This window comes from Pseudomonas sp. NPDC089395 (assembly GCF_044749525.1).
Lineage (GTDB): Bacteria > Pseudomonadota > Gammaproteobacteria > Pseudomonadales > Pseudomonadaceae > Aquipseudomonas.
On the sequence record NZ_JBIVID010000003.1, the window covers coordinates 273,436 to 299,455 of the forward strand.

General features: G+C 66.8%; 22 protein-coding genes. 12 read left to right on the forward strand and 10 right to left on the reverse strand.

Annotated elements, in window-relative coordinates; all coding sequences use genetic code 11:
- Positions 1-3: 3 nt before the first annotated feature.
- From ACIPZG_RS09640 to ACIPZG_RS09680, 9 genes are all read left to right on the forward strand, one after another.
- Positions 4-954: a DUF58 domain-containing protein gene (locus ACIPZG_RS09640; RefSeq protein ID WP_400712751.1), complete on the forward strand. Its 951-nt coding sequence runs from the start codon at positions 4-6 to the stop codon at positions 952-954.
- The gene (locus tag ACIPZG_RS09645) at positions 951-1,436 is read left to right on the forward strand and encodes a DUF4381 domain-containing protein (RefSeq protein ID WP_400641964.1); all 486 of its coding nucleotides are present in this window, start codon (positions 951-953) and stop codon (positions 1,434-1,436) included. The genes ACIPZG_RS09640 and ACIPZG_RS09645 overlap by 4 nt, the downstream gene beginning before the upstream one ends.
- Positions 1,423-2,424: a vWA domain-containing protein gene (locus tag ACIPZG_RS09650; protein WP_400712754.1), complete on the forward strand. Its 1,002-nt coding sequence runs from the start codon at positions 1,423-1,425 to the stop codon at positions 2,422-2,424. The genes ACIPZG_RS09645 and ACIPZG_RS09650 overlap by 14 nt, the downstream gene beginning before the upstream one ends.
- A complete protein-coding gene (locus ACIPZG_RS09655) occupies positions 2,421-4,022 on the forward strand; it encodes a VWA domain-containing protein (protein WP_400712757.1) in 1,602 nt (533 codons plus the stop codon). Before ACIPZG_RS09650 ends, ACIPZG_RS09655 begins: the two co-directional genes overlap by 4 nt.
- Positions 4,019-5,329 (forward strand): hypothetical protein, encoded by a 1,311-nt coding sequence (locus ACIPZG_RS09660; protein WP_400712760.1) that lies wholly within the window; start codon positions 4,019-4,021, stop codon positions 5,327-5,329. Before ACIPZG_RS09655 ends, ACIPZG_RS09660 begins: the two co-directional genes overlap by 4 nt.
- An 84-nt stretch (positions 5,330-5,413) precedes the next feature.
- Positions 5,414-6,376: an HAD family hydrolase gene (locus ACIPZG_RS09665; protein WP_400713297.1), complete on the forward strand. Its 963-nt coding sequence runs from the start codon at positions 5,414-5,416 to the stop codon at positions 6,374-6,376.
- Between the two features lie 104 nt (positions 6,377-6,480).
- Positions 6,481-8,046, forward strand: a complete 1,566-nt coding sequence (locus tag ACIPZG_RS09670; protein ID WP_400712763.1) for an arylsulfatase — start codon at positions 6,481-6,483, stop codon at positions 8,044-8,046.
- Positions 8,047-8,185: 139 nt separating this feature from the next.
- Positions 8,186-10,714 carry a fused MFS/spermidine synthase gene (locus tag ACIPZG_RS09675; RefSeq protein ID WP_400712766.1) on the forward strand — a complete coding sequence of 843 codons (2,529 nt, stop codon included), beginning with the start codon at positions 8,186-8,188 and terminating at the stop codon, positions 10,712-10,714.
- A gap of 55 nt (positions 10,715-10,769) precedes the next feature.
- On the forward strand, positions 10,770-12,404 hold the full coding sequence (locus ACIPZG_RS09680) for a mechanosensitive ion channel family protein (RefSeq protein WP_400712769.1): 1,635 nt from the start codon (positions 10,770-10,772) through the stop codon (positions 12,402-12,404).
- On the opposite strand, the gene ACIPZG_RS09685 is transcribed toward ACIPZG_RS09680, so the two are convergent.
- The 8 genes from ACIPZG_RS09685 to ACIPZG_RS09720 form a co-directional block, all read right to left on the reverse strand.
- The gene (locus ACIPZG_RS09685; RefSeq protein ID WP_400712772.1) at positions 12,401-13,414 is read right to left on the reverse strand and encodes an AraC family transcriptional regulator ligand-binding domain-containing protein; all 1,014 of its coding nucleotides are present in this window, start codon (positions 13,412-13,414) and stop codon (positions 12,401-12,403) included. The two genes, ACIPZG_RS09680 and ACIPZG_RS09685, sit on opposite strands and share 4 nt — an antisense overlap.
- A gap of 76 nt (positions 13,415-13,490) precedes the next feature.
- Positions 13,491-14,159: a DUF3313 domain-containing protein gene (locus ACIPZG_RS09690; protein WP_400712775.1), complete on the reverse strand. Its 669-nt coding sequence runs from the start codon at positions 14,157-14,159 to the stop codon at positions 13,491-13,493.
- A gap of 51 nt (positions 14,160-14,210) precedes the next feature.
- Entirely contained in the window at positions 14,211-15,497 is a 1,287-nt protein-coding gene (locus ACIPZG_RS09695; protein WP_400712778.1) for an OmpP1/FadL family transporter, read from the reverse strand.
- Between the two features lie 351 nt (positions 15,498-15,848).
- Positions 15,849-17,531: an aspartate-alanine antiporter gene (gene aspT / locus ACIPZG_RS09700; protein ID WP_400712781.1), complete on the reverse strand. Its 1,683-nt coding sequence runs from the start codon at positions 17,529-17,531 to the stop codon at positions 15,849-15,851.
- Between the two features lie 98 nt (positions 17,532-17,629).
- Complete coding sequence (locus ACIPZG_RS09705; RefSeq protein ID WP_400712784.1) at positions 17,630-18,097, reverse strand: DoxX family protein; 468 nt, start codon at positions 18,095-18,097, stop codon at positions 17,630-17,632.
- An 11-nt stretch (positions 18,098-18,108) separates the two neighbouring features.
- Positions 18,109-18,864 (reverse strand): DNA-binding domain-containing protein, encoded by a 756-nt coding sequence (locus ACIPZG_RS09710; RefSeq protein ID WP_400712787.1) that lies wholly within the window; start codon positions 18,862-18,864, stop codon positions 18,109-18,111.
- Positions 18,861-19,694 (reverse strand): DUF692 domain-containing protein, encoded by an 834-nt coding sequence (locus tag ACIPZG_RS09715; RefSeq protein ID WP_400712790.1) that lies wholly within the window; start codon positions 19,692-19,694, stop codon positions 18,861-18,863. Before ACIPZG_RS09715 ends, ACIPZG_RS09710 begins: the two co-directional genes overlap by 4 nt.
- 16 nt (positions 19,695-19,710) lie before the next feature.
- Positions 19,711-19,989, reverse strand: a complete 279-nt coding sequence (locus ACIPZG_RS09720; RefSeq protein ID WP_400712793.1) for a DUF2282 domain-containing protein — start codon at positions 19,987-19,989, stop codon at positions 19,711-19,713.
- A gap of 192 nt (positions 19,990-20,181) precedes the next feature.
- Here ACIPZG_RS09720 and ACIPZG_RS09725 point away from each other — a divergent pair, with 192 nt between their 5' ends.
- The 3 genes from ACIPZG_RS09725 (at position 20,182) to nhaA (ending at position 22,865) form a co-directional block, all read left to right on the forward strand.
- Positions 20,182-20,766 carry a sigma-70 family RNA polymerase sigma factor gene (locus ACIPZG_RS09725; protein WP_400712796.1) on the forward strand — a complete coding sequence of 195 codons (585 nt, stop codon included), beginning with the start codon at positions 20,182-20,184 and terminating at the stop codon, positions 20,764-20,766.
- Entirely contained in the window at positions 20,753-21,394 is a 642-nt protein-coding gene (locus ACIPZG_RS09730) for a DUF1109 domain-containing protein (RefSeq protein ID WP_400712799.1), read from the forward strand. Before ACIPZG_RS09725 ends, ACIPZG_RS09730 begins: the two co-directional genes overlap by 14 nt.
- 112 nt (positions 21,395-21,506) lie before the next feature.
- The gene (gene nhaA, locus ACIPZG_RS09735) at positions 21,507-22,865 is read left to right on the forward strand and encodes a Na+/H+ antiporter NhaA (RefSeq protein ID WP_400712802.1); all 1,359 of its coding nucleotides are present in this window, start codon (positions 21,507-21,509) and stop codon (positions 22,863-22,865) included.
- Between the two features lie 78 nt (positions 22,866-22,943).
- Here nhaA and ACIPZG_RS09740 read toward each other — a convergent pair whose 3' ends face one another.
- Positions 22,944-24,458 (reverse strand): nucleobase:cation symporter-2 family protein, encoded by a 1,515-nt coding sequence (locus ACIPZG_RS09740; RefSeq protein ID WP_400712805.1) that lies wholly within the window; start codon positions 24,456-24,458, stop codon positions 22,944-22,946.
- A gap of 125 nt (positions 24,459-24,583) precedes the next feature.
- Positions 24,584-25,942, reverse strand: a complete 1,359-nt coding sequence (locus ACIPZG_RS09745) for an 8-oxoguanine deaminase (protein WP_400712808.1) — start codon at positions 25,940-25,942, stop codon at positions 24,584-24,586.
- Between the last annotated feature and the right edge of the window lie 78 nt (positions 25,943-26,020).

Below are 26,020 nucleotides of genomic sequence, written 5' to 3' on the forward strand. Positions count from 1 at the left end.
GAGATGCCCATGAGCAGCGTTGCCGCCGACGGTTTCGTGTATGCCTCCCTCGCCGAATTGATGGCGCTGGAGGCGCGTGCCCGGGGCTTGAGCTTCGTCGCCCGCCAGCCGCTGTCGAGCATCCTCTCCGGCAACCATGCCTCGCGCCTGCGCGGGCGGGGCCTGAGCTTCGATGAGCTGCGCCACTATATCCCCGGCGATGACCTGCGCCACCTCGACTGGCGCGCCTCGCTGCGCTATGGCAAGCCCTTCGTGCGCACCTTCACCGAGGAGCGCGACCGGCCCACGCTGGTGCTGGTCGACCAGCGCATGAGCATGTACTTCGGCTCGCAGCGCTACTTCAAGTCGGTCAGCGCCGCGCAGGTGGCGGCCATCTGCGCGTGGATGGCCTTCCATGCCGGGGACCGGGTCGGTGGCATGGTCTTCGGCAACCAGCAGGTCGACTACGTGCGCCCGTTGCGCAGCCGGGCGCGGGTCGAGGCGTTGTGCAGTGCGGTGGTCAACGCCAACCAGCGCTTGTCGGCCTATGCGGCCGACGCCGAGAACGACGCACAACTGGACAGGGTGCTGCGCAGCTGCGTGGCCTCGGCGGGCCACGACCACCTGATCTGCATCATCAGCGACTTCGCCGGCATCGGTCCTGACACCCTGCCGTTGCTGCGCCAGTTGCGCCAGCACAACGACGTGATCGCCATCCAGGTCTATGACCCTATCGCCCTGCAGCTGCCGGACAAAGGCCGGCTCAATGTGACCCAGGGCGCCCAGCAGGTTGAACTGGAGGTCGGCCAGCGGCGGATCAGCCGGCCCCTGGGCGAGTTTCTCGCCGGGCGCCTGCGCGATGTCGCCGAACTGCTGCGCCGCAGCCAGGTGCCGTTGCTGCTGGTGAGCACCGGCGACGACAGCCTGGAGCAGTTGCGCCGGGAGCTGGGCCGCCTGGCCCAGGGACCACGATGACTGCCCCGGTGCCGGCCATCGACCAGCTGCGCGAACTGGCGCCCGGCGCGCCGCCGTTCAGCTATCTGCCGCAGACCTGGGCCTGGCTGCTGCTGGGCGTGCTGCTGCTGGCAGCCGTGCTGCTCTGGGCGGCCCTGCGCTGGCGCCGTTGGCAGCGCGACCGTTACCGCCGCGAAGCCCTGCAGCGCCTCGATCAACTGAGCGCTGCCGGGCTGGCCGGCCTGCGCGAATTACCCGCGCTGCTCAAGCGCGTGGCCTTGTCGATGCCAGATGCGCCGTCGGTGGCCAGCCTGACCGGCGCGCAATGGCAGGCGTTTCTCGCCCAGCGTGCGCGGCAGCCCTTGCCCGAAGGGTTTGCCGACACCCTGCAGCAGCTTGCCTATGCGCCGGATGCCTATTTGCTCACGCTGCAGGCGCCGCAGGTGAACACCTTGTTCAGCACCAGCCGCAGCTGGATCGAGGGGCACCATGTGGCAGTTTGACTACCCCTGGGTGTTCCTGCTGTTGCCCCTGGCCTGGCTGGCCTACCGGGTGCTGGGCGTCTACCAGGAAAGCCGCAGCGCTCTGCGGGTACCGTTTTTCGCCGCCATGAGCCGCGCCGTGGGCAAACAGCCGGGCGCGGCGAGCGCCAGCGGCGGGCGAGGGCAGCTGCTGCTCAATGTGCTGGTCTGGGGGCTGGTGGTCGCCGCCTGTGCCAGGCCGGTGCTGGTGGAGCGGCCGATCCAGCGCGAGCAACCCATTCGCGACATGATGCTGGCCATCGATATCTCGCAATCCATGTCGGCCACCGACTACACCAACGCCGAGGGCCAGCGCACCGACCGCCTGATGGCGGTGAAGTCGGTGGTGCGTGATTTCATTGCCCGGCGCAAGGATGACCGCATCGGCCTGATCGTGTTCGGCACTGGGGCCTATCCCCAGGCGCCATTGACCCTCGACCACGCCAGCCTGCTGATGCTGTTGGACGAAGTGGGCATCGGCATGGCCGGGCCCAACACCGCGCTGGGCGATGCCATCGGCCTGACCATCAAGGCGATGGCCAAGGCCCAGGCGCCAGAGAAGGTGTTGATCCTGCTCACCGACGGCAACGACACCGGCAGCGCCATCACGCCCGACCATGCGGCGCGCCTGGCCCGGGTGAATCATATCGTGGTACATACCATCGGTATCGGTGACCCGCAGGCCACCGGTGATGCCAAGGTCGACCTGGCAGCTCTTCAGGCGATTGCCCGTACCACCGGCGGGCAGTTCTTCCGCGCCGACGATCGCCAGGCGCTGGAGCAGGTGTACGCCACCCTCGACCGCCTGACACCGCACAAGGTCAAGACCTTCAGCCACCAGCCCAAACGCGACCTGTTCGCCTGGCCGCTGGGTGCGGCCCTGGCACTGCTGCTGGCGGGCCAGTTGCTGGCGCTGCTGCGCGCCCGGGTGGCCGGTCGCCAGCCGAAGACCGTGGAGCCCAGGGCATGATCCTCGACCTCAGCGCGTTCCACTTCCTGCGGCCACTGTGGCTGCTGCTCGTGCTGCCGGGTGTATTGCTCCCGGTGCTGTGGCTGCGCCGGCATGACCTGCGCCGCCAGCTCGACGGCATCATCGCCCCGCACCTGGTCGCGCACTTGCTGATCACCCCTAAGGAGCAGCGGCGCTGGCGCCCCGTGCACCTGCTCGGCGCCATCCTGGTGCTCGGCGCCCTGGCCGCTGCAGGGCCGACCTGGGAGCAGGACCTGCCGGATTTCCTGGATGACCGCGCGCCCCTGATCCTCGCTGTGGATCTGTCGCCCTCGATGGCTGCCGCCGACGTACCGCCCAGCCGCTTGGCGGCGGTACAGCACACCCTGCACGACCTGGTGCTGCGCCGAGGCGGCGCGCGCACCGCGCTGATCGCCTACGCCGGCAGCGCACACCTGGTGTTGCCGGCCACCGACGACCCGGCGCTGCTCGACACCTTCATCCAGGCCCTGGCCACCGACCTGATGAGCAAGCCCGGCAAGGACGCGCTGGGCGCGATCGACGAGGCGCTCAGGCTGCTGGATGCGGAAAAGTCGCCCGGCAGCCTGGTGCTACTCACCGATGGCGCCGATGCCAGCCAGTTCGAGGCGATCGGCAAGCGCCTGCACGGCAAAGCGCTGCAGGTGCTGGTGCTGGCGGTCGGCAGCCAGTCGACCGGGCCTTTGCGCGATGCCCAGGGCCTGCCCAGGCTCGATGCCGAGGGGCGGCCGGTGCAGGGCGATTTCGATGCCAAGGGCCTCGAAGGCCTGGCCAAGGCGGCGAATGCGCCGCTGGGCAGCCTGTCGCTGAACGACGATGACCTGGACTGGATCGAGCTGCATGCCCAGCGCCACTTCAAGGCTGCCAGTGGCCTTGATGCACAGTTGCACTGGAAAGATGCCGGCTATTGGCTGTGCTGGCCTTTGCTGGCGCTGGTGCTGCTCAGCGTGCGCCGGGGCTGGCGGGTGAACTGGCTGCCGGGCCTGCTGCTGGCCTTGCTGCTGGGCGGCACGGCGGAGCCGGCGCGGGCCGGGGCGCTGGCCGATGCCTTCTTCACCGCCGACCAGCAAGGGCGCTGGGCCTTCGAACATGGGCACTACCCGCAGGCCGCGGCGCAGTTCCACGACCCGTACTGGAAGGGCGTGGCAGCCTACGAGGCCGCCGACTTCCAGGCGGCGCTGGCCAGCCTGGGCAAGGTCGACACGGCACCTGCCTGGTTCTACCAGGGCAACAGCTTCGTGCGCCTGTTCAAGTTCCCCCAGGCCATCGCCGCCTACCAGCAGGCCCTGCGCCTGCAACCCGCATTTGCAGAGGCCCAGGCCAACCTGGCCTTGGCCGAGGCGCTGCTCAAGGACTACGAGGACCAGCAGCAGGCAAGCCCGCCCGACGAGAAAGCCGACAAGGTGGTCGAGGACCAGACCCCCGCTGCGGGTGGCAAGCAACAGCAGCAACAGACGCCGCAGGCCGCCTCCGATGAGTTGTGGCTGAACAACCTGACCACCTCGCCGGCGCAGTTCCTCAAGCGCAAGTTTGCGCTCCAGGATGCCGCGCGCCAACAGGCTGCCAAGGAGGCACCATGATGCGCTGGGCCTTGCTGCTGCTGATTGGCCTGGTGGGCCTGGCGAATGCTGCCGACCCCGAGGTGCGGGTGCAGGCGCGGCTGGTGCCGGACACCGCCATCATGACAGGGGCCACGGTGAGCCTGGAGGTGGACCTGCTGGTCGATACCTGGTTCACCGATGCCCCGTTACTGCCGCCCCTGCAGCTGGCGGGCGCGGTAGTGAGCCCGCCCAGCGGCGAGGCCCAGCATTTGAACCAGCAGCTCGACGGCAAGGCCTTCTTCGGCCTGCGCTACCACTACCAGATCACGCCCATCCAGGCCCAGCGATTCAGCATCCCGGCGCTGGCCTTCCAGGTCCAGCCGGGCCCGGCCAGTACTGTCATGACGGTGCACAGCCAGCCGCTGGCGTTCGAGGCCAAGGGGCCGGCCAGCACCTCCGACGAACAGCGCCTGGTCGCCCAGCAGGTCGAACTGACCCAGGCCATCGAGCCCTCGCACAGCCCGTTGCGGGCCGGTGACAGCATCACCCGTCGCCTGCACATCAAGGCCACCGGTGCGCAGGCCATGCTGATTCCGCCGCCGCGTTTCGCCGAGGTCGATGGCCTCAAGCGCTATGTGTCGACCCCCCACGTCACGCCGCTCAGCGATGGCCGTGGCGGCACGCTCGGCGGCCAGCGCGAAGACAGCGTCAGCTATGTGGCCACGGCGGCGGGGCGCTACCGTCTGCCGGCCATCGAAGTGAAATGGTGGGATGCGGCCACGGGCGAGCCGCACACGGCCTCGGTGCCCGCCGTGGACGTGGTGGCCGAGGCGGGTAGCTACCAGGCGCCGTTCTCCCTCAAGGAAGACTTGCGCGCCCTGGGGCAGGGCGCGCAAGTCAGTATCGCCAGCCATGGGTTACTGCTGCTGGCGTTGCTGCTGGTGCTGGGAAGCCTGGCGTGGGTTGGGCGCGCATGGGGGCGGGCGGGCTGGCAGTGGCTGCGGCACTGGCGGGCGCGGCGCCATCAGGCCTGGCTCGACTCGCCCGGCTACGCCTGGCGCCAGGCCCGCCAGCAGTGCGCCCACCAGCCGGCGCGGCTGGACGGCGTGTACCTGTGGGTACGGCGCAGCACCGGGCGGCGCACCCTGTCGTCAAGTGAACATCCCTCGGCCGGGCAGTCGCAGGACGATTTGCTAGCCTTTTTCCAAGCTGCCTATGGTGCCCAGGCCAACCACGCGCCAGGCCCAGGCGAGCGCAAGCAGTTGCTGCAGCGCCTGCGTCAGGGCCCTGCAGCGGGCCAGGGCAGTTCTCCAGGCAAACACGGGCTTCATGAATTGAACCCATGAGATGGCTCATTCAGGTAAACGCAAGGACGGTAATTCATGCGCGAATCGACAACTGGCGTTTCCCAGCGCGGTCTGCTGTACCTGATGCTGATGCTGATGCTGCTGCCGCTGCTGGCCCATGCGGCCGACCCCCTGCCGGCCTGGCGCGAAGGTCCCTCGCGCAGCGCCATCATGGCCTTCGTCGAGGCCGTCAGCCAGCCCGGTGGCCCGGACTACGTCGCACCCGCCGAACGCATCGCCGTGTTCGACAACGACGGCACCCTGTGGAGCGAGCAACCGCTGTATTTCGAAGTGCTGTTCGCCATTGACGAGGTCAAGCGCCTGGCCCCCGAACACCCCGAATGGCGCACCCAGCAGCCGTTCAAGGCGGTGCTGGAAAGCGACCACCAGGCCCTGGCCGCCCAGGGCATGGAGGGCCTGCTGAAGATCGTCGCCGCCACCCATTCGGGCATGAGCAGCGCCGACTTCATCGCCCGCAGCCGCAGCTGGCTGGCCAGCGCCCGCCACCCGCGCACCGGCAAGCCTTACACCGAGATGGTGTTCCAGCCGATGCTGGAACTGCTGGCCTACCTGCGTGACAACGGCTTCAAGACCTACATCGTGTCCGGCGGCGAGGTGAGCTTCATGCGCGCCTTTGCCGACGAGGTGTACGGCATTCCCCCCGAACAGGTGATTGGCACTACCTTTGCTGCCACCTTCCAGGACCAGCAGGGCAAGCTAAGCATCCAGCGCCTGCCGAAGATCCAGCACAACGACGACGGCCCCGGCAAGCCGGTGAGCATCGACTGGGTCATCGGCCGGCGCCCGATCCTGGCCTTTGGCAATTCCGACGGTGACCTGCAGATGCTGCAGTGGACCATGGCCGGTCCGGGCCGGCGCTTTGCCGGGCTGGTGCACCACACCGACGCCCATCGCGAATGGGCCTATGACCGCACGAGCAAGGTCGGGCACCTGGACAAAGCCCTCGACCAGGCCCGTGCCAAGGGCTGGACTGTGGTGGACATGGCCGGGGAATGGCGCCGTGTGTACCCCTTTGAAGCCCCCTGAGTTTCGACAACAACCGCAGGAGTACTGGGCCAGCCCCGTGTCGGCAAAACCCATGTGCACGAAGTCGTGGACCAAGGCAGTGACGTGAAACGGAGAGCGTAGCTATGAAGTCCAGAAGAGCATGGTTGTCGGCGGCCGCCCTCGCGGCCACGGCAACGTTCGCGGCGGGGCTGGCCAGTGCGGCAGACAAGCCGAACATCCTGGTGATATTCGGCGACGATATCGGCCAGACCAACATCAGTGCTTACGGTAAGGGCGTGGTGGGTTACCAGACACCGAACATCGACCGCATCGCCAAGGAAGGGATGCTGTTCACCGATTACTATGCGGAGAACAGTTGCACGGCAGGGCGTTCGACCTTCATCACCGGCCAGTCGGCGTTGCGCACCGGCCTGTCCAAGGTCGGCATGCCGGGTGTGCCGGTCGGCCTGCAGGCGCGTGACGTGACCATTGCCCAAGCGCTCAAGGCCGAAGGCTACGCCACGGGCCAGTTCGGCAAGAACCACCTCGGCGACCGGGATGAATACCTGCCCACCAACCATGGTTTCGACGAGTTCTTCGGCAACCTCTACCACCTGAACGCCGAAGAGGAACCCGAACGCCCCTACTGGCCCAAGGACGACCAGGAGTTCGTCAAGGCCGCCTCGCCACGGGGTGTGATCAAGTCCAGCGCCGACGGCAAGATCGAGGACACCGGTGCCCTGACCAAGAAGCGCATGGAGACCATCGACGACGAAACTACCCAGGCTGCCATCAACTTCATCGACAAGCAGGTCAAGGCCAACAAGCCATTCTTCGTGTGGATGAACACCACACGCATGCACGCCTTCACCCATGTGCGCGAGTCGATGCAAGGGCAGAGCGGCATGCTCGGCAACGAGTATGCCGACGGCATGCTTGAGCATGACGGCGATGTCGGCAAGCTGCTCAAGACCCTGGACGACTTGAAGGTCGCCGACAACACCATCGTCGTCTACACCACCGACAACGGCCCGAACCAGTGGTCCTGGCCGGATGCGGCGACCACGCCGTTCCGCAACGAGAAAAACTCCAACTGGGAAGGCGCCTTCAGGGTGCCGGCCATGGTGCGCTGGCCAGGCAAGATCAAGGCTGACACCGTGAACACCCAGATGATGTCCGGCCTCGACTGGTTCCCGACCTTGCTGGCCGCAACCGGCGACACCGATATCAAGGACCGCCTGCTCAAGGGCGCTGACGTGGGTGGCAAGAACTTCAAGGTCCACCTCGACGGCTTCAACCAGCTCGACATGCTCACCGGCAAGACCGACAAGAGCGCCCGCAGCGAGTTCTACTATTTCAACGATGACGGTGAGCTGGTGTCGATGCGGTATGGCGACTGGAAAATCGTCTTCTGCGAGCAGCGTGCACCGGGTGGTTTCGCGGTCTGGAGCGAGCCGTTCACCTGCCTGCGCGTACCGAAGATGTTCAACCTGCGCATGGACCCGTACGAGCGCGCCGATGTGGTATCTGACCAATACAATGACTGGCTGACCAAGAACGACTACCTTGTCTTCAACGGTATCAAGAAGGCTGCCGCGTTCCTGCAGACCTTCGTCGACTACCCGCCAAGCCAACGCCCTGCAAGCTTCAGCATCGACCAGATCCGCGCCGATGTGGACAAGAAGATCGAGGAGAAGATGAAGAAGTAGTGACCTCCTGAAAGCATGCGCAATCCCCTGTGGGAGCAGGCAAGCCGGCTCCCACAGGTACAGCGCAGGCTTTGAAAACGGTGGTGTATCTGTAGGCGTTTTTTGCAGTGCCAACCTTCACCAGACAAGGGCTTCGTGCATGGCATCATCAGCAGCATCCTCCGTCGTCACCGACGCGCCGCACAGCAAGGCGCACCTGCAGGTGCTGTTACCCGCCACGTTGCTCTTCCTCTCCGGCGCCGCCGGCCTGGTCTATCAAGTCCTCTGGATCAAACAACTGTCGCTGGTGGTCGGTGTGGAAGTGCACGCCGTGGCCACCGGCATCAGTGCCTTCTTCGCCGGCCTGGCCCTGGGCGGCCTGCTGTTCGGCCGTTGGGCCGACCGCTTGCAGCGCCCGGTGCGGCTCTACGTGTGCCTGGAGCTGGCCGTGGCCGTGCTCGGCATCGGCGCCACCCTGGGCCTGGCCCACGCCGCGGGGCCGTTCGCCCGCCTGGAAGGCAGCGCCGGTCTGTTCGCCTGGGCCTTGCCGTTCGCTCTGGTCGGGCTGCCGGCCTTGCTCATGGGCGGCACCTTGCCGGTGCTGGTACGCGCACTGGCACCGGCCACGGGCCAACTGGCAGAGGCTGGCGGCCGGCTGTACGCGGCGAACACCGCCGGCGCCATCGCCGGCACCTTGCTGGCCGCCTTCGTCCTGCTGCCGCGCCTGGGCGTCAGCGGCAGCGCCTGCGCCGCCGCCTCGCTCAACCTGCTGGCCGCCCTGGGTGCCTGGCTGGCCCGTCGCCGCGATGCCGCGCTGCCGCCACCGGCCACGTTGTCGTCGACCCCGCGCAGCGCGCAGGCGCGGCTCGCCATTGGCCTGTACTGCATCGCCGGGGGCGTGGCCCTGGGTTACGAAGTGGTGTGGAGCCAGTCGATCGTGCCGTTCATGAGCACCCGTGCGTTCGCCTTTTCCGTGGTTCTGGCCACCTACCTGGGCGGCTTGCTCGCTGGCAGTGCCCTGTATGCCCGGCGCGCCGACCGTATCCGCGACCCCTGGGGCCTGTTCGGCCTGCTGATCGCCGTGGCCGGCTTGCTCGCCCTGTTGCAGTTCGCCGGGCTGGGGCGCTGGCTGGTGCTGGCGCAGACCCAGGCGGAAATGCTCGCCCTGCAGGTGTTCGGCAGTGAACTGGCCGGCATGTGCGCCCGTTTTGCCACCGCGGCGCTGTGCATGGTGCTGCTGCCGACCACCTTGCTCGGCGCGGCCTTCCCGCTGGCCTTGCGCCTGGCGGTGGACAGCGGCCATGTCGGCCGCGACGTGGGCGCGGTGGTGGCACTCAATACCTTGGGCGGGATTGTCGGCGTGCTGCTCACCGGCTTCGTGCTGGTACCGCAACTGGGCCTGGTGCGTGCCCTGGGCGTGCTGGCCGGCCTGGCCGCGCTGGTCGGCCTGCTGGCGGTATGGCGCGGCCAGGGCGTGCGGCGCCCGGCGGCTGTGGCGGTCATCGCGGTAGCCGCTGCGACCTTGCTGGTGGCGATTCTCACGCCGCCCCAGCGCCTGGCCGAGCTGCTGCCCGGTGCGCGCAACGGCCAGCTCACCTACTACCACGAGGGCAAGGGTGGCACCGTGGCCGTGGTCAGCCAGGGGCGCCAGGGCCAGACCTTCAGCCGCCTGTACATCCAGGGTGTGTCCAACACCGGCGATGCCATGCCATCGCTGCGCTACATGCGCCTGCAAGCCTTGTTGCCGCTGCTGATCCACCGTGGCGAGCCGCGCTCGGCGCTGGTCATCGGCTTCGGTACCGGCATCACCGCCGGGGCAATGCTGCGCTACCCGGGGCTGGAACGCCCGGTGGTGGCCGAGTTGCTGCCCGAGGTGCTGCAGGCGGCGCCGCAGTTCAAGGGCAACTTCGCTGCCGTGAGCGACCCGCGCCTGGATATCCGTCTGCGCGATGGCCGTCGCGAACTGCTGCGCAGCGAGGAGCGTTACGACCTGGTGACGCTGGAACCGCCACCGCCGTCGGCCGCTGGCGTGGTCAACCTGTATTCCCGCGACTTCTACCAGCTGGCCGCCGCGCGCCTGCAGTCCAACGGGCTGGTGGCGCAGTGGCTGCCATTGCCGACCCAGAACGAAGAAGACAGCCGTGCGCTGGTGCGCAGCTTCATCGACGTATTCCCCCATGCGTCGCTGTGGACCACCGAGTTCCACGAGATGCTCCTGATCGGCTCGCTGCAGCCGCTGGAACTGAACGTGCCACGGATTCGCCAGCGCCTGGCGCAAGCACCGGTGGCCGCCGCCCTGGCCGAAGTCGGCGTCGATTCGGCGCAGGCCCTGCTGGCGACCTGGATCACCGACCGCGCCGGGCTCGAGCGCTTCGCCGGCGATGCCCAACCAGTGACCGACGATCAGCCGCGCATCGAGTACGCCGGCTGGGTGCGCCCGCGGGAAATCACCCGCGTGCTGCCGACCTTGCTCGCACTCAAGGACGCGCCGCCCCTGCAGGGAGCAGAGCCTGCCTTCGCCAGCGCGGTGAATGACCGCTGGCGGGCGCTGGAGCGCTTCTACAGCCTCAGCCTGCACGCCTACAACGGCAATCGCCAGGCCTGGGCGCGGGAGGCTCGCGAGCTGGCCCGTAGCGACGGCGACAACCCCTATTTCCGCTGGTTCCTGGGCCCCGGCCCCGGCCAGTGAACCCTGTGCTATCACTACAGGGACGCCGTTCGTCCTAGTGCCCAGGGAGTGTGCAATGACCCACGTTTTTCGTCTGCTGCTGGTGCTGTTGTGCCTGATGCCTACCGTGGGGCAGGGCAGTGACACGGCCGGCAACGTCACCGACGGCATCCCCGCCGAACCGGCCGAACTGATCATCGCCAACCGCAGCATCTTCACCTTCAATGCCACCTTGCTCGGGGAAACCCCGGTAGCCCGGGCGCAACGGGCCGCGGCGGTGATCGAGGAAGCCCTGCGCGGCACTGACGAGTTGCGGGTCACGGTCGACCCGATCGTCAACAGCCATATGGTGCTGCTCGGTGGCCACCGCGCTTTCATCGTCGCGCCGCAGGATGTGGGCATCAACGGCGGTGACACGCGCCTGCCCGCCGAGCAGGCCGCCACGGTGCTGCGCCAGGTGGTGGAAGAATCCGGCGAGGCGCGCAGCCTGCACTTTCTACTCAAGGCAGTGGGCTGGTCGGCCCTGGCCACCGTGATCTTCGTGGTGCTGATCAAGGCTGCCAACTGGGGGCGACGCAAGCTGCGCGGGGTGCTGACGCAGTTGATGCGCGAGCGCGCCAAGCAGATTCGCGTCGGCCAGTTGCCGCTGTTCGACATGCAGTACGTGTATCACCTGACCGATCGCCTGCTGCGCCTGTTGTACTGGGTGGTGGTGTTCCTGCTGAGCTACCAGTGGCTGAGCTTCGTGCTGTCGCAGTTCCCCTATACCCGGCCCTGGGGCGAAAGCCTCAACGTGCACCTGCTCGACCTGCTGCGCTACCTGTTGCACGGTATCCTGCAGGCCATCCCCGGCATCGCCGTGGCGCTGATGATCTTCTTCATCGCCCGCGGCATCAGCGGCTTCAGCCGGCGCATGCTGGAGCGCATGGCCCGCCCTGGCACGCTCAAGTGGCTGACCGAGGAAACCCTGCAACCGACCACCCGCCTGACCTCGCTGGCGATCTGGCTGTTCGCCCTGGTGATGGCCTACCCGTACCTGCCAGGCTCTGGCACCGATGCGTTCAAGGGCTTGTCGGTGCTGCTCGGGCTGATGATCTCACTGGGCGCTTCCAGCGTGGTGGGGCAGGCTGCAGCCGGCTTGATCCTCACCTACTCGCGCACCTTGAAGGCGGGCGAGTACGTGCGGGTGGGCGACAACGAAGGCACGGTGACCGAAGTCGGCATGTTCAACACCACCATCCGCACCGGCCTTGGCGAAGTGCTGACCTTGCCCAACTCGATGATCACCGGCTCCGTGACGCGCAACTATTCACGGGTGGTCCAGGGCCGGGGCTACATCGTCGATACCGTGGTCACCATCGGCTACGACACGCCCTGGCGCCAGGTCGAGGCGATGCTGGTGGAGGCTGCCGAGCGTACCGAGGGCATCCTCGCCAAGCCGCGGCCACAGGTATTCCAGACCGGCCTGTCGGACTTCTACCCGGAATACCGCCTGGTGGCCCAGGCCGTGCCCAGCGAGCCGCGGCCACGGGCGGAGCTGCTGAGCCTGCTGCACGCCAATATCCAGGATGTGTTCAACGAGTACGGCGTGCAGATCATGTCGCCGCATTACCTGGGCGACCCGGCGCAGGAGAAGTGGGTGCCGCGGGAAAAATGGTTCACCGCACCGGCCCGGGATTCTTCCGCGAAGCCGGACGGCGAAGAGGGCTAGACGTTGGCGACCTGTGGTTCGCCGTACTGCCGGCGGTGCTCCAGCGGGGTCATGTCGAACCAGCGCAGGTGGGCGCGGCAGAACGAGGTGGTGCGCCGATACCCCAGCTCACCCGCGATCTGACCGACGCTCAGGCCGGTACTGCGCAGCATCTGCTGCGCCTGGCGCTGGCGCATGCCGTCCAGGTAATCCTCGAAGTCGATGCCTTCGCTGGCCAGGCGCCGCTGCAGCGTGCGTGGGTTCAGCTCCAGGGCCAGGGCCACTTGCTCCAGGGTGCAGCGTTGGCTGGGCAGCAGCATCTGGATCTTGCGCTCCACCTGAGCGCGCAGGCTGTCGCAGGGCACTGCCTGGTCTTCCAGGTAGTGACGAACGATGGCATGCAAGGCCGCATCCTGTCGCACGCAGGCCTCCTGCAGGACGTCCGCCGCCAGCACCAGGCAGTTGTGCGGCTGGTCGAACAGCACCGGGCAGTCGAAGTAACGCAGATAGCCCGTGGCCTCGCCCAGCGCCAGGTGGCGGAAGGTCACCGCCCGGGGGCGCAGGGGCGTGCCACGCAGCTCGCCGATCAGCAGCCTGGCGCCCATCATCGATTTCTCGACGACCTGCGGCGTCTGCTCGGAGCCGGGCAGGCCGTTGTCGAAATACAGCAGGCCCTGGCCGGCGCGGTGCTCCAGGCGAAAATGAATGGCCGGGCTGTAGTGACGCATATAGCGGATCACCGCCACCAGCGCATGGCCGATGGTAGGCGCCGAGTTGGCCAGGTGGCGCAATGGGCCGACCAGGGTGGAGCCCTGGCGCAACGCCAGTTCGAGGCCAAAGCGCGGCAGGCTGAGGGCATGTGCGCTGCCCTCGAACAACTGCACCAGGTTGATGTAGGGCAAGGTCTTGCCGTAGTTGCCAACCACATCCAGGCCGATCTGCAGCGGCGCCAGGAAGTCTTGCTGCTGAGCGCCATGCTCGGCCAGCAGTTGGTCGAATTGCAGCAGAGCGCTGCCGCGAATGCTGTCCATGGAATCGCGCCTCGGTAGGCCGAGCATGTGTGATACGCCCCACTGCAGGCTCGGCCCTGCAGTGGGGTGGGACGGTTTATTTTCTCAGGGACTGGAACGAGCTGACCATGTCCTTGGCCCAGCCGTCGAGCACGGCCTTGGCGTCCTTGGCCTGCATCACCTGGGACGAATTCTCGAGCTCGGTGCCGGCACCTTTGCGCACCACTTCGGCCACTACCTGGTTGGTTTCGCCATCGAGGAACGCAGCTTCCGTGGCGATGCTGGTGTCTTGGTCGCGGATACCGGTGGCGGTACTGATACCGGCGGCAATCAGCGCGATCGGGATGACTTCATACGGGCGCAGGCTCTTGGTCTTGGCGCTGACGGCGGTGATCGCCGGGCGTACCACCAGCACCCGTGGGCCAGGGCTGGTAGCCAGCGGCAAGACCTGGGAGAAGTGGTTCTTGAGGGTCTGGTCGTAGTACTGGGTGATGCCCTGCAGGGTCGCCTGGGGCACCTTTTCGGTCGGTTGCGGTTTCGGGTAGAGCTGGCTCGGTTCGATGTACACGCTGCTGTAGCGCTTGGCATCGACCCCTGGCTTGATCCAGCGCATCACAGGCGCGCCCGAGGGCGACTTGTCTTCCTTGAGCACGCTGTAGTCCTTGAGGAAGCCCGAGTACTGGTCGGACTCCACGTACTTGCTAGCGCAGCCTTGCAGCATGAGCGCTGCCAGGCACAGCGATGCAGCTAACGACTTGGTGTTCATGCAACTTCTCCTTCTTACGATGATCGATGTCCCGCAGCTGCGCAGGGTGCTTCAGAAACGCCAGGTCGCGCCACCGCCGAGGATGTGCAGCGCACTGTTGTCGTAGCTGCCCGACAGGGTGTTGCCGGAGCGCGCCTTGGTCTGCTCGACGTCCATGTCGCCGAGCCACACCAGGGTATAGGCCAGGTGCAGGTCGAAGCCTTCCTCGACCTGGTAGTTGACCCCCGCCGCCAGCCGCCAGGCTTCGCCCATCGGGTTGTCGACGGTGCGGTCCTTGTCGTCCACGGCCGAGCTGTCATAGCCCAGGCCCAGGCTCCAGCGCCATTGCCGGGTGGCCTGGTACTGCGCGCCCACGGAGGCGTGCCAGGTGTCCTTGTACTGGCGGTCGACGGTGCGGCTGGTGCCGCCGGCGTTGCTGTCGACTTCCACACCGACATCGCCGAAATCGCTCCAGTCCTGCCAGTTCAGGCTGCCGAGCAGGGTCCATTGGTCGTCCAGTTCATGGGCGACGCTGAAGGTCACGGTCTGCGGCACATTGAGGTCGAGTTCCAGGTTGTCCGCGTCGAGACGGCGCAGGGCGACGTTGAGCAGCGGGTTGCTGATGTCCTTGAGGTGCGGCTTGTCCTCGAACTCCAGCTTGACCTTGCTGGTGTAGGCCAAGCCCACGCGGGTGCGCGGCGTGAGCTGGTAGAGCAGGCCGAGGTTGACGCCCACGCCGACGTCGGTGTCTTTGTATTCCAGTTGCCCATCTGGCCGGTCGGCCAGGCCCAGCAGGTTGTTGTTGATGGCCATTTCGGTGCGGTAGTAGCCGAGCATGATGCGCGGGCCGACGCCGATGGACAGGTCATCGGTGAACTTGTAGGCCACCGTCGGCTGCATCGACACGCCGATCACTGCGGCTTCCTGGGTGAAGTAGCGCCCGGCCCAGTCATCGTCATAGTCCAGCGCCAGGCCGAAGTTGCCGTACATGCCGAAGCCGATCGCCGCGCGATCATCGATCTGGTGGCTGATGAACAGACTGGTGCCGGGCAGGTACTGCAGCGCGTTGCCGCCTTCGTTGCCGTCGAACTGGTTGTTGCTGTCGCGCGAGAAGCGGATGTCGCCGAGGATCACCTGGGCGTTGGCGCTGAGCTGCGTGCCCTTGAGGCGGGTGATGCCGGCCGGGTTGCTCATTAGCACGCTGGGGTCGTTGGCCAGGGCGGCGGAACCGGCGTTGGCCAGGCCGTTGCCCTCCTGGCCGGCTTCGTAGATAAGGATGCCACCGGCCCAGGCGCCCGTGCCGGGCACCACCGTCGCGCAGGCCAGGGCGAGCGCCGCACAAGCGCGTTGCAACCTCATGATGCAAGGTACCGGGCTGGGCGGGTCGGCGTGTAGACGGTAAGGTGGCCCTGGCGCTTGCAAAACCTGTGGATCGATTCCATCACACGCTCCTTGGTGATCTGAAGCGCCGTACCGTTGAGGGCAACTGCCAGCGTGAAAAATGAAGCCTGGTTCAAGCAGGGTAGCGGGTTGAAATGCCGCCATGGTCAGGCATGGCTTTCATTTCACGACATCTGGCCAAGTTTGAATAAGACGCAGATAACAGCAGTTCGCGTTGATACTTTAGACGACACATCTTGTCCCGCAAGTTTTGCCCGGAGGCTCGTTGGCGGGCTTCCCGAGGCATTGCTGGACAATTCGATTCAGCCCTCAGGCGAAGGCAATGATGATGGGCCCGCAGACGGCCAGCAGTACATTGGAAACGGCATAGCAGACGGTAAAGCCGATGACGGGCGTGTTGCTGCCGGACTGTTCGATGATCTTGTTCATCGACGCGGCTTCGGTTTGTGCTCCGGCCAGCGCACCGAACAGGATCATCGGATGCAGGCGCAGGATGTAGCGCCCGAAGAACAGCGTGACCAAGGGCGGAATGAGGGTCACCAGGGCGCCAGCGACCAGCAGGTCCAGGCCTTGTTCTTTGATCGCCGTCAGCGCCGCGGGGCCCGCCAGCAGGCCGACCACGGCACCGAAGGCGGTCAGGCCGAACTCTGAAAAGGCCCATTGCGCCGCCGGGGGCAGGGCGCCGAGCTCGGGGTGTCGCGAGTTGTACCAACCGATCAGCAAGCCGGTCAGCAGGATGCCGCCGCCGATGCCCAGCTCCACCGGGATCATGCCGACATGGGTCGACAGCAGGCCGGCCAGCGAGCCCAGCACCAACCCCAGGGCGTGCAGGGCGATATCGCTACGGTAGCTCGCTTCACGGATGCGCCCCACCTGCGCGGCCAGCGCCTCGACACTGGCGGCGCGGCCGGTGAGGCTGATGACGTCGCCGCGGCGCAGCATCGTTTCGGGCAACAGCGGCAGCGGCAGGCCCTGGCGGGAAATGCCGGTGAGGAAGCAGCCCATGCGTTCGGCGCCGGTCAGCGCCGCTTTCACCTGGTGCAGGGTGCGCCCGGCCAGGCGCGGGTTGGTCAACACGATGTCTGCGCTGCGGGTTGGGAACGACAGGCTGTCGGGGTGATCCACCTCCGCGCCGATCCAGTCGTGCAGGTCGCTGACCGCCTCGCGCAGGGCATAGATGCCGAGAATGTCGCCGTTGGCCAGGACCAGCGTCGGGTCGCGGTCGAAGGCTTGCCCGCCGCGGGTGATGCGCTCGACGCTCAAAGAAGGGTGCAGGGCTTCGATGTCGGCAATGCTCAGGCCGATGGCCGTGTCCGCATCGAGGCGATGGGCGCGCACCACGATGCGGGTGTAGGGGATGCTGATGGCATCCTCGTTGCGCTCGATGCCCAGTTCGCGTTCCAGTTCCTGGGCACTGGCGCGCAGGTCGACGCCGAGCAGGCGTGGCGCCAGGCTGCCGACGAAGACGATCAGGCCGACGGTGCCGAACACATAGGTGATGGCGTAGGCCACCGCCATGTGGCTGTTGAGGGTGGCCTTGGCCGCGTCGTCCAGCGGCAGCTGGGCGATGGCACTGCTGGCGGTGCCCATGATCGCGGTGTCGGTGAGGGCTCCGGCACCCAGCCCGGCGGTAAAGCCTGCGTCGAAGCCGTAGAAGGCGTTCATCGCCAGGATCACCGCCAGCGCGGTCGCGCACAGCACCACCGACAGCAGCACCAGCTTGAGGGTGCCACGGTTGAGGCTGCCGAAGAATTCCGGGCCGCTCTTGAAGCCCACCGCGTAGATGAACAGGGCGAAGAACACCGACTTGAGTGCGTGGGGCACCTCAAGGCCGACCTGGCCGATCAGCAAGCCCATCAGCAGGGCGCCGGCCACCGAGCCGAGGTGAAAGCTGCCCAGCTTCACCCGGCCCAGCAGGATCCCCAGGCCGATCGCCAGGAACACCGCGATTTCCGGGTTGGCTCGCAACGCATTCACGGCCAGGTCGATCATCCCGCACTCCTTCGATGGGCGCATTCCCGCAGACCTGTTTGAGTATGCGCACAAAAGAAGGAGGGGCCACGTCTGTCGTCAAATGTTCAGGCGCTCGCTCAGCGCAGGCGCAGCACCCGGTCCAGCGACAGGGCGCCGGCGCCCCGGCCAATCAGCAGCAGGAGCAGCCCGGCCCAGGACAGGTGGGTCGGCCAGGCGTCGGGGTAGACGAACACCTCGATCACCGTGGTCATGCCCAGCAAGGCCAGGGCCGACAGGCGGGTGAACAAACCAAGCACCAGCAGCAGCGGAAACAGGTGTTCGGCATAGGTCGCCAGGTGCGCCGCCAGCCAGGGGGAAATCAGCGGCAAGGCGTAGTCGGTCTGGAACAGGTCGTAGGTGCTGGGCGTGATACTCAGCAGCCCCTCGACCTTGGTGCGGCCGGACATGAAGAACACCGAAGCGATGCCCAGCCGCGCCACCAGGCACAGCACGCTGTCGCTCAACCAGCCTTGCACGCGCTCGGCCAGGCTGTTCCAGCGCTGGCGCAGGGTATGGGTGGGGGCGTTGGAGCGGATCGTGTCCATGGCCGTTACCTTCAGGCGAATGTGAGGGGGCGAAAGGCCTTGGCCTGCAGCAGCCGGCCGAGCAGGTCGCTGAAGTCCAGGTCGGGTTGGCGTTGCAGGGCGAGCTGTGAAGCGACTTGCAGTGAGTGGCCTGCCGCGCAGGCGTCGAGGAAGGTGCAGGCACCGATCTCCAGGGGCTGGTGGCTGACGCCGTCGCTGTCGCCGCTCAACAGGGCGCCTTCGGCCACCCAGGGTTGCTCTGGCGACCAGGGCAGACCCTCGCGGCTCACGCGCCACAGGCTGTACGCCGGGTGCGGGTCGAACCACTGCCAGCGCACGCTGCAGCGCGGTGTCAGGTGGCCACGGGCAAGGTCGCTGGCGGTCATGCCAGCCAGCTCGGCCAGTGACAGGCACGGGTCTTGTTCGGCGCTGAACGCTTCGCACCAGTACTCGTCCAGGCGCGCGACCTCGGCCAGGTAGGGCAAGTCGTGGCTGGCCTGCAGCGCTTGCAGGAAATCGGGGAAGGCCGCGCCGTAGTGGATCAGCCGGGGATCCTCGGGCGGCGTTTGTTGCGCGTAGGCGCAGGTGACCTCGTGCATCCAGCCGGGCCCGACCAGTGTCTCGATGCTGGGGAAGTTGGCGCGCAGCGCCTCGACACAGCCGGACAGCACGGTATTGCGGTAGACCGCGAAGCCCGCTTGCCCGGTGAGGCTGGCCAGCGCCGGGGCAGGCCGCTGGTACAACGCCTCGACGAAGGCGTCCTGGAATTGGCCGAGGGACAGGTTCATGACAGGGCTCCTGCGCTGGCGAGGGTCGCCTGGGCGATGGTGCGTTCGGCCAGCAGCTCGGCGAACGCAGGGAGGTTGCCGTCGCGCTCGATCAGCGTCGGGCGTGGGCCGATCCGATCGATCAGATGGCGGTACAGCGCCCAGACCGGTTCGGCGATGGCCGCGTCGTGGGAGTCGATCAGCAGGGCCGCCTGGTCGTCCTCGCTGTACCCGGCAAGGTGTACTTCGCTGATGAACCGGGCCGGGAAACGGTCGAGATAACCCGCGGCATCGAAGCCCAGGTTGTGCGCGCTGACATGCACGTTGTTGACGTCCAGCAACAGCGTGCAACCGGTACGCCGTGCCAGCTCGCCGAGAAAGTCGATTTCGTCCCAGTCATGGCCGTCGAGGTGCAGGTAGTGGCTGGGGTTTTCCACGGCGATGCTGCGCCCCAGGGCATCCTGGGTGCGCAAGATGTTCTCGCCGATGCGCTGCAAGGCTTCATTGCTGCGCGGAAACGGCAGCAGGTCGGGGTGATACTGGCCGCGCCAGGTGGACCAGGCCAGGTGTTCGGACACCAGCACCGGCCTGACCCGCTCGATCAGCGCGCGCAGGCGGCGCAGGTGGCTGGCATCCGGCTCGGCGTCGGCTGCCAGCGACAGCGCCACGCCGTGCAGCGACAGCGCATGGCGCTCGGCCATGCGCTCCAGCCAGGCCAGGCGCGGCCCGCCGACCATGTAGTTTTCCGGGTGCACCTCGTACCACAGCCCTTCGGCGTCACACGCCAGGGCCTGGTCATGGTGCTCGGCCTTGAGGCCGAGCCCGGCGCCCAGGGAGTTGTTCCGGTTCATGGTCGACGGCCTCCCGTCAGGACTTGATCGGGGTGAGCGAACCCATGCCGTTAGGGGTCTTGATCGAAGTGCAGGTGCCGGCCGGGACGTTTTTCCAGTGCATGCCGTCGTAGTCTTTCTTGGCGCTGCCCGCGCAGGTGGTGCCGGCGCCGGCCTTGCAGTCGTTCTTGCCGGCCATGGCGACGCCGTAGCATTTCTCCATGGCGGCACCGCTGCTTGGGGTATTCCCGGCCACGGCGACACCGGCCAGCGAAGCGAGGGCCAGGGCGGCGGCGGTGAGGGCGATGTTGTTCATGGTGATGTCTCCAGAGTGTGGGGGCCGTGGCGAATTACCGGCGGCTCATGGAGTAGTTCGCGGCAAGCGGCTGGGCGGTTACAGCGAAGTGAAAATATTTTTTTCGCGGCCAAGACAATCCCCCGGTGCGCTCACGGCAGCGTCTATGGTTCGATAAAAAGAAATCCTTCGCGGGTGTAACCTTGGCGCGCCATGCAACGAACTAACTCTCAGGATCTGCTTTGCGAGCGCGAGGCGCACCTGCAAGCGCTGTTGCGCCAAGGTCTCTCGGGCGACGCATGGGCTTACCGGGAATTTCTCGCGGCGCTGGCCCCGCACCTGCGCGGTTTTCTGCGCCGGCGCCTGGCCCAGCGCCCGGCCGAGGTCGAAGACCTGCTGCAGGAGGTGCTGCTGGCCGTGCACAACGCCCGTGACACCTATCAGCCGCCACAGCCGCTGACCGCCTGGGTGCAGGCCATTGCCCGCTACAAGCTGGTCGACTACCTGCGCCGCTATGGCCAGCGCGAGGCGCGGCACGAGCACCTGGAGGAAGACAGCGAACTGTTCGCAGTCAGTGATGAAGCACCCGCCGAGGCCAGCCGGGACCTGGGCAAACTGCTGGGGCAATTGCCTGAGCGCCAGCGCCTGCCGATTGTCCACGTCAAGCTCGAGGGCTTGTCGGTGGAGGAAACCGCACGTATCACCGGGTTGACCAGCTCGGCGGTCAAGGTAGGCATTCACCGTGGGCTCAAGGCCTTGGCCCGGCTGATTCGAGGTAGTGATGATGAAGACCGATGAACTGATTGCCCTGTTGGCCAGCGGGGAAGGTGCGGTGGACCGGCATGCGCTGGCCCGTCGGATGACCCGGGCGTTGCTGTCCGGCCTGCTCGGCGCGCTGCTGCTGACCGCGGTGCTCTACGGGGTGCGCAGCGACCTTGCCGAGGTGGCGCGCACGCCGTTGTTCTGGGCCAAGCTGGCGTTGCCCGGCAGCCTGGCGCTGCTCGGGTTGTGGCTGACCCAGCGCCTGGCCAGGCCGGGCGTGAAAGGGGGGGGCGTGTGGGGCCTGCTTGGCGTACCGCTGCTGCTGGTGTGGCTGGGTGCCGCCATCAGCCTGGCAGGCGCACCGGTGGAGGCCCGTGCCGAGCTGGTCTTCGGGCGCACCTGGCGCACCTGTGCGCTCAATATCACGCTGCTTTCGGCGCCGCTATTCGTCGCCGTGTTCTGGGCCTTGCGCGGCCTGGCACCCACGCGCCTGCGCCAGGCCGGCGCCGCCGGCGGCCTGCTGGCGGGCGCCACGGCAACGCTTGCCTACTGCCTGCACTGCCCGGAAATGGAGGTGCCATTCTGGGGCGTGTGGTACTTGCTGGGCATGCTGCTGCCCACCGCGCTGGGGGCGGCATTGGGCCCGCGCCTGCTACGCTGGTAGAACTGCGGGGAGGTTTTCCGCTAGAATGCCGCCCGGGTGCTAGCTGCACGAAGCAGTGAAGCAGGTTAAACAACTACGCAGGTCGGGCCGCCTTGCGGGAGTACTTGCGCCCATGCAAAAACATGTAATGCCCCGTGCCCAGCGAATCGCCCAGCGCGCATTCGCCAACCTCGAGCGCTTCCTGCACATCGAAGCCGTCAGCGGCATCGTCCTGCTGATTGCCGCCGTGGCAGCGCTGATCTGGGCGAACTCGCCCGCTGCCGCCAGCTACGATGCGCTCTGGCATGCACCCGTGACCTTCGGTATCGGCTCGCTGGTGTTCTCCCAATCCCTGCACTTCTGGGTCAACGATGGCCTGATGACCATCTTCTTCCTGGTCGTCGGCATGGAAATTCGCCGCGAGATCCATGAAGGCGCGCTGTCCAGCCTGCGCCAGGCCACGCTGCCCATGGCGGCGGCGGTCGGCGGGGTGGCCGTGCCCGCGCTGTTTTACCTGGCGTTCAGTCATGCGCCTGCCGAGCAGCAAGGCTGGGCGGTGCCCACCGCTACCGACATTGCCTTCGCGGTCGGCGTGCTGGCCTTGCTCGGCAAGTCGATCCCGTCGAACGTGCGGGTGTTCCTGCTGGCCCTGGCGATCATCGACGACATCATCGCCGTGCTGATCATCGCCTTCTTCTACACCGGCGGACTGGACTACAGCGGCTTCGCGGTCGCCGGGGTCGGCCTGCTGCTGGTCATCGGCCTGCAGAAGATCGGCGTCGGTTCGGCCTATGCCTACGTGGTGCCTGGCGCCATCGTCTGGCTGGGCGTGCTGATGACCGGCGCCCACCCGACCCTGGCGGGTGTGATCCTCGGCCTGATGACCCCGGTCCGCTCGATCCCCCTGGGCCAGCGCCCAGTGGAGGCCATCAGCAACGTTACCAACGAACTGCTCGGCCGCGCCAAGGCGCCAGAGGGCGATAGCAGCAGCCTGATGGACCCGTTGAAGCAGCTGCGCCTGGCCCAGCGCGAGCTGGTGCCGCCGGTAACCCGTGTGCAAACCAGCCTGCACCCCTGGGTGGCCTACGGCATCATGCCGGTGTTCGCCTTGGCCAATGCCGGTGTCGGGCTGTCGGGGATCGACCTGTCGGCCAGCGGGCCTTACTGGGTGATGGTGGCGGTGGCGGTGGCGCTGGTGGCGGGCAAGCCCCTGGGCATCGTGCTGGTCAGCTGGCTGATGGTGCGCCTGGGCTGGTGCTCGCTGCCGGCGGGGGTGACCTGGCGCAGCATCACCCTGATCGGCCTGTTGGCGGGTATCGGCTTCACCATGTCGATCTTCATCGCCAACCTGGCCTTTGCTGACCCGGGCGCTCTGGGCGCGGCCAAGCTGGGTGTGCTGTCGGGGTCGGTGATCGCTGCCGTGCTGGGCTTGGCGTGGGGTACCTGGAGCCTGCGCAAGGCGGTCAAGGTCGTTCACGCTGAAGCGCGCTGACCGCCAAGCGGTCACGGGGGCTGCTGCGCAACCCATCGCCGGCTTGCCGGCGATGGGCCGCGAGGCGGCCCCAATCACTCAGTGCGCCTGTTCCAGACGTCGCTTGCGTGGGGCAGGAACGTCCCCATGGCCGTCATCTTCCGCTAGCACCGGCACCTCGTTGCCGTCGCAGTCGAACAACTTGCCATCGCGGAAGAAATCGCCGTCGTTCAGCCCGGCGATGTCGCGGTAGCGCAGCGTACGCTCGCTGGCGGCGACGAATACCGACTGCTGGTCGGAGTTGCCAGCACGCAGGTGGTTGAACAGCAGGTTGAGCAGAATCGCCATGATCGCCGCCGAGCTGATGCCGGAGTGGAATATGGTTTCGAACCAGGCCGGGAAGTGGTGGTAGAACCCAGGCGCGGCAATCGGGATCATGCCGAAACCGATCGAGGTGGCGACGATGATCAGGTTCATGTTGTTGCGGTAGTCGACTTGGGCCAGGGTGCGGATACCACTGGCCGCGACCGTGCCGAACAGCACCACGCCGGCGCCGCCGAGCACTGCGGTAGGCACGGCGGCAATCAACCGGCCCATCACCGGCAGCAGCCCCAGCGTCACCAGGATCAGCCCTGCACAGGCCACCACATAGCGACTCTTCACACCAGTCACCGCGACCAGGCCGACGTTCTGCGCGAAGGCGCTTTGGGTGAACGAGCCGAACAGTGGCGCCAGGGCGCTGGAGGCCATATCGGCGCGCAAGCCGTTGCCCAGGCGTTTGGAGTCGACCTTGGTGTCGATGATCTCGCCCACGGCGAGGATGTCGGCCGAGGTCTCGACCATGGTCACCACGATCACGATCAGCATCGACAGGATCGCCGCCACCTGGAACTGCGGCGCACCCAGCGGCAGCACCTGCGGCAGCGCGATGATCGAACCTTCCAGTACCTGTGAAAAGTCGGCCATGCCAAAGGCCAGGGCCACCAGCGTGCCGATCACCATGGCCAGCAGAATCGACAGCCGCGAAATGCTCGCGCTGCCGAGTTTGCTGAGCAGCAGCACGGTGGCCAGGGTGAACGCCGCGAGGGCGATGTTGGACATACTGCCAAAATCCGCCGCCTGGCTGTTGCCGCCCATGGCCCAGCGCGCCGTCACCGGCATCAGGGTCAGGCCGATGGTGGTGATGACGATGCCCGTCACCAGCGGCGGGAAGAATTTCGTGATGCGCGAGAACAGCGGCGTTATTACAAGGCCGATCAACGAGGCCGCGATCACGGCCCCGAACACCACGGCGAGACCGCCCTGGCCGTCGTTGCCGATGATCGCGATCATGGTCGCCACGCCGGCGAAGGACACGCCCTGCACCAACGGCAACTGGCATCCGAAGAAGGGAATGCCCAAGGTCTGCAGCAAGGTGGCCAGGCCACCGGCGAACAGCGAGGCAGCGATCAGCAGGCCGACGTCGGCGGGGGAGAGGCCTGCCGCCTGGCCGATGATCAGCGGAACGGCAACGATGCCACCATACATCGTCAGCACATGCTGCAGCCCGTAGGCCAGGTTTGCGCCGACGCCGAGGTTCTCGTCTTCCGGACGAGGTGTAGCGGGAGAAGTCATGGTGAGTAGCTCGCTTTTTGTTTTTTTTGATGCGTCTAACAGCACGGTCTCAGTCGCGGTGGGTGAAGCGGTGTAGATGAGGGGCAGGCCGTTGCCTCAAGGCGACGGGCAACGGCCTGGGTGGATCACTCGCCGATCACCAGCTGGCGTGCCAGCTGGTTGTGGCGCTCCAGCACCCGTGGCAGGTCGACGGTGGTGATACGGCCGTCCTTGACCACCACGCGGCCGTTGATGACGCTGGTGTCAACGTGGGTCGGGGTGCAGAACACCAGGGCCGCCAGCGGGTCATGCAGGGCGCCGGCATAGGCCACATGGTTCAGGTTGAAGGCGACCAGGTCGGCCACCATGCCCGGGGCGAGGGCGCCAATATCGTTACGGTTGAGCACCTTGGCACCGCCGAGGGTGGCGATTTCCAGGGCCTCGCGCGCGGTCATCGCGTCGGGGCCGAAGCCGACCCGTTGCAGCAGCAGGGCCTGGCGCACTTCGTCGATCATGCTGGCGCCGTCGTTGGAGGCCGAACCGTCCACGCCCAGGCCCACCGGCACGCCGTGGTCGCGCATCTTGCGGATCGGCGCGATGCCCGAGGCCAGGCGCATGTTCGAGCACGGGCAGTGCGCCACCCCGGTACCGGTGCGGGCGAACAGTTCGATGCCGTGCTGGTCGAGCTGCACGCAGTGGGCGTGCCACACATCGTGGCCGACCCAGCCAAGGTCCTCGGCGTACTCGGCAGGGGTCATGCCGAATTTCTCGCGGCTGTAGGCGATGTCGTTGACGTTCTCGGCCAGGTGGGTGTGCATCGACACGCCGTACTGGCGTGCCAGTACGGCCGCTTCGCGCATCAGGTCGCGGCTGACCGAGAACGGTGAGCAGGGCGCCACCACCACGCGCAGCATCGAGCCATGGCTGGCGTCGTGGTAGTCCTCGATCAGGCGCTGGGATTCCTTGAGGATCGCGCTTTCCTTCTCCACCACCGAATCCGGTGGCAGGCCGCCTTGGCTTTGGCCCACGCTCATGCTGCCGCGCGCGGCATGGAAGCGCATGCCGATTTCCTCGGCGGCGTGGATGCTGTCGTCGAGCTTGCAGCCGTTGGGGTAGATGTACAGGTGGTCGCTTGAGGTGGTGCAGCCGGACAGGATCAGTTCGGCCATGGCGGTCTGGGTCGAGACCGAGATCATTTCAGGGGTCAAACGGGCCCAGATCGGGTACAGGTTGGTCAGCCAGTTGAACAGCTCGCCGTCCTGCGCCGCTGGCACCACGCGGGTGAGGCTCTGGTACATGTGGTGGTGGGTGTTGACCAGGCCGGGGATGACCACTTTGCCGGTCATGTCGAGAATCTCGTCGGCGTGCTGGGGCAGTTCGTCGCTGGGGCCGACCTGCTTGATCAGGTTGTCCTCGATGTACAGGCCGCCGCGTCTGATCTCGCGGCGTTGGCCGTCCATCGTCACCAGCAGTTCGGCGTTCTTGATCAATAGTGTCTTGGGCATAGGTGTTCCACTCCCGCGTGGGGGTCTGGTTGCAATTCGAGGTTTGCAGACACCCGGTTTTCGATTAGAGCCAAACCC

Excerpts from the sequence above, each read along its gene's own strand:
- ACIPZG_RS09640 (WP_400712751.1), top strand. The coding sequence starts at position 4 with ATGCCCATGAGCAGCGTTGCCGCCGACGGTTTCGTGTATGCCTCCCTC.
- ACIPZG_RS09645 (WP_400641964.1), top strand. The coding sequence starts at position 951 with ATGACTGCCCCGGTGCCGGCCATCGACCAGCTGCGCGAACTGGCGCCC.
- ACIPZG_RS09650 (WP_400712754.1), top strand. The coding sequence starts at position 1,423 with ATGTGGCAGTTTGACTACCCCTGGGTGTTCCTGCTGTTGCCCCTGGCC.
- ACIPZG_RS09655 (WP_400712757.1), top strand. The coding sequence starts at position 2,421 with ATGATCCTCGACCTCAGCGCGTTCCACTTCCTGCGGCCACTGTGGCTG.
- ACIPZG_RS09660 (WP_400712760.1), top strand. The coding sequence starts at position 4,019 with ATGATGCGCTGGGCCTTGCTGCTGCTGATTGGCCTGGTGGGCCTGGCG.
- ACIPZG_RS09665 (WP_400713297.1), top strand. The coding sequence starts at position 5,414 with ATGCTGATGCTGATGCTGCTGCCGCTGCTGGCCCATGCGGCCGACCCC.
- ACIPZG_RS09670 (WP_400712763.1), top strand. The coding sequence starts at position 6,481 with ATGAAGTCCAGAAGAGCATGGTTGTCGGCGGCCGCCCTCGCGGCCACG.
- ACIPZG_RS09675 (WP_400712766.1), top strand. The coding sequence starts at position 8,186 with ATGGCATCATCAGCAGCATCCTCCGTCGTCACCGACGCGCCGCACAGC.
- ACIPZG_RS09680 (WP_400712769.1), top strand. The coding sequence starts at position 10,770 with ATGACCCACGTTTTTCGTCTGCTGCTGGTGCTGTTGTGCCTGATGCCT.
- ACIPZG_RS09685 (WP_400712772.1), bottom strand. The coding sequence starts at position 13,414 with ATGGACAGCATTCGCGGCAGCGCTCTGCTGCAATTCGACCAACTGCTG.
- ACIPZG_RS09690 (WP_400712775.1), bottom strand. The coding sequence starts at position 14,159 with ATGAACACCAAGTCGTTAGCTGCATCGCTGTGCCTGGCAGCGCTCATG.
- ACIPZG_RS09695 (WP_400712778.1), bottom strand. The coding sequence starts at position 15,497 with ATGAGGTTGCAACGCGCTTGTGCGGCGCTCGCCCTGGCCTGCGCGACG.
- aspT (WP_400712781.1), bottom strand. The coding sequence starts at position 17,531 with ATGATCGACCTGGCCGTGAATGCGTTGCGAGCCAACCCGGAAATCGCG.
- ACIPZG_RS09705 (WP_400712784.1), bottom strand. The coding sequence starts at position 18,097 with ATGGACACGATCCGCTCCAACGCCCCCACCCATACCCTGCGCCAGCGC.
- ACIPZG_RS09710 (WP_400712787.1), bottom strand. The coding sequence starts at position 18,864 with ATGAACCTGTCCCTCGGCCAATTCCAGGACGCCTTCGTCGAGGCGTTG.
- ACIPZG_RS09715 (WP_400712790.1), bottom strand. The coding sequence starts at position 19,694 with ATGAACCGGAACAACTCCCTGGGCGCCGGGCTCGGCCTCAAGGCCGAG.
- ACIPZG_RS09720 (WP_400712793.1), bottom strand. The coding sequence starts at position 19,989 with ATGAACAACATCGCCCTCACCGCCGCCGCCCTGGCCCTCGCTTCGCTG.
- ACIPZG_RS09725 (WP_400712796.1), top strand. The coding sequence starts at position 20,182 with ATGCAACGAACTAACTCTCAGGATCTGCTTTGCGAGCGCGAGGCGCAC.
- ACIPZG_RS09730 (WP_400712799.1), top strand. The coding sequence starts at position 20,753 with ATGAAGACCGATGAACTGATTGCCCTGTTGGCCAGCGGGGAAGGTGCG.
- nhaA (WP_400712802.1), top strand. The coding sequence starts at position 21,507 with ATGCAAAAACATGTAATGCCCCGTGCCCAGCGAATCGCCCAGCGCGCA.
- ACIPZG_RS09740 (WP_400712805.1), bottom strand. The coding sequence starts at position 24,458 with ATGACTTCTCCCGCTACACCTCGTCCGGAAGACGAGAACCTCGGCGTC.
- ACIPZG_RS09745 (WP_400712808.1), bottom strand. The coding sequence starts at position 25,942 with ATGCCCAAGACACTATTGATCAAGAACGCCGAACTGCTGGTGACGATG.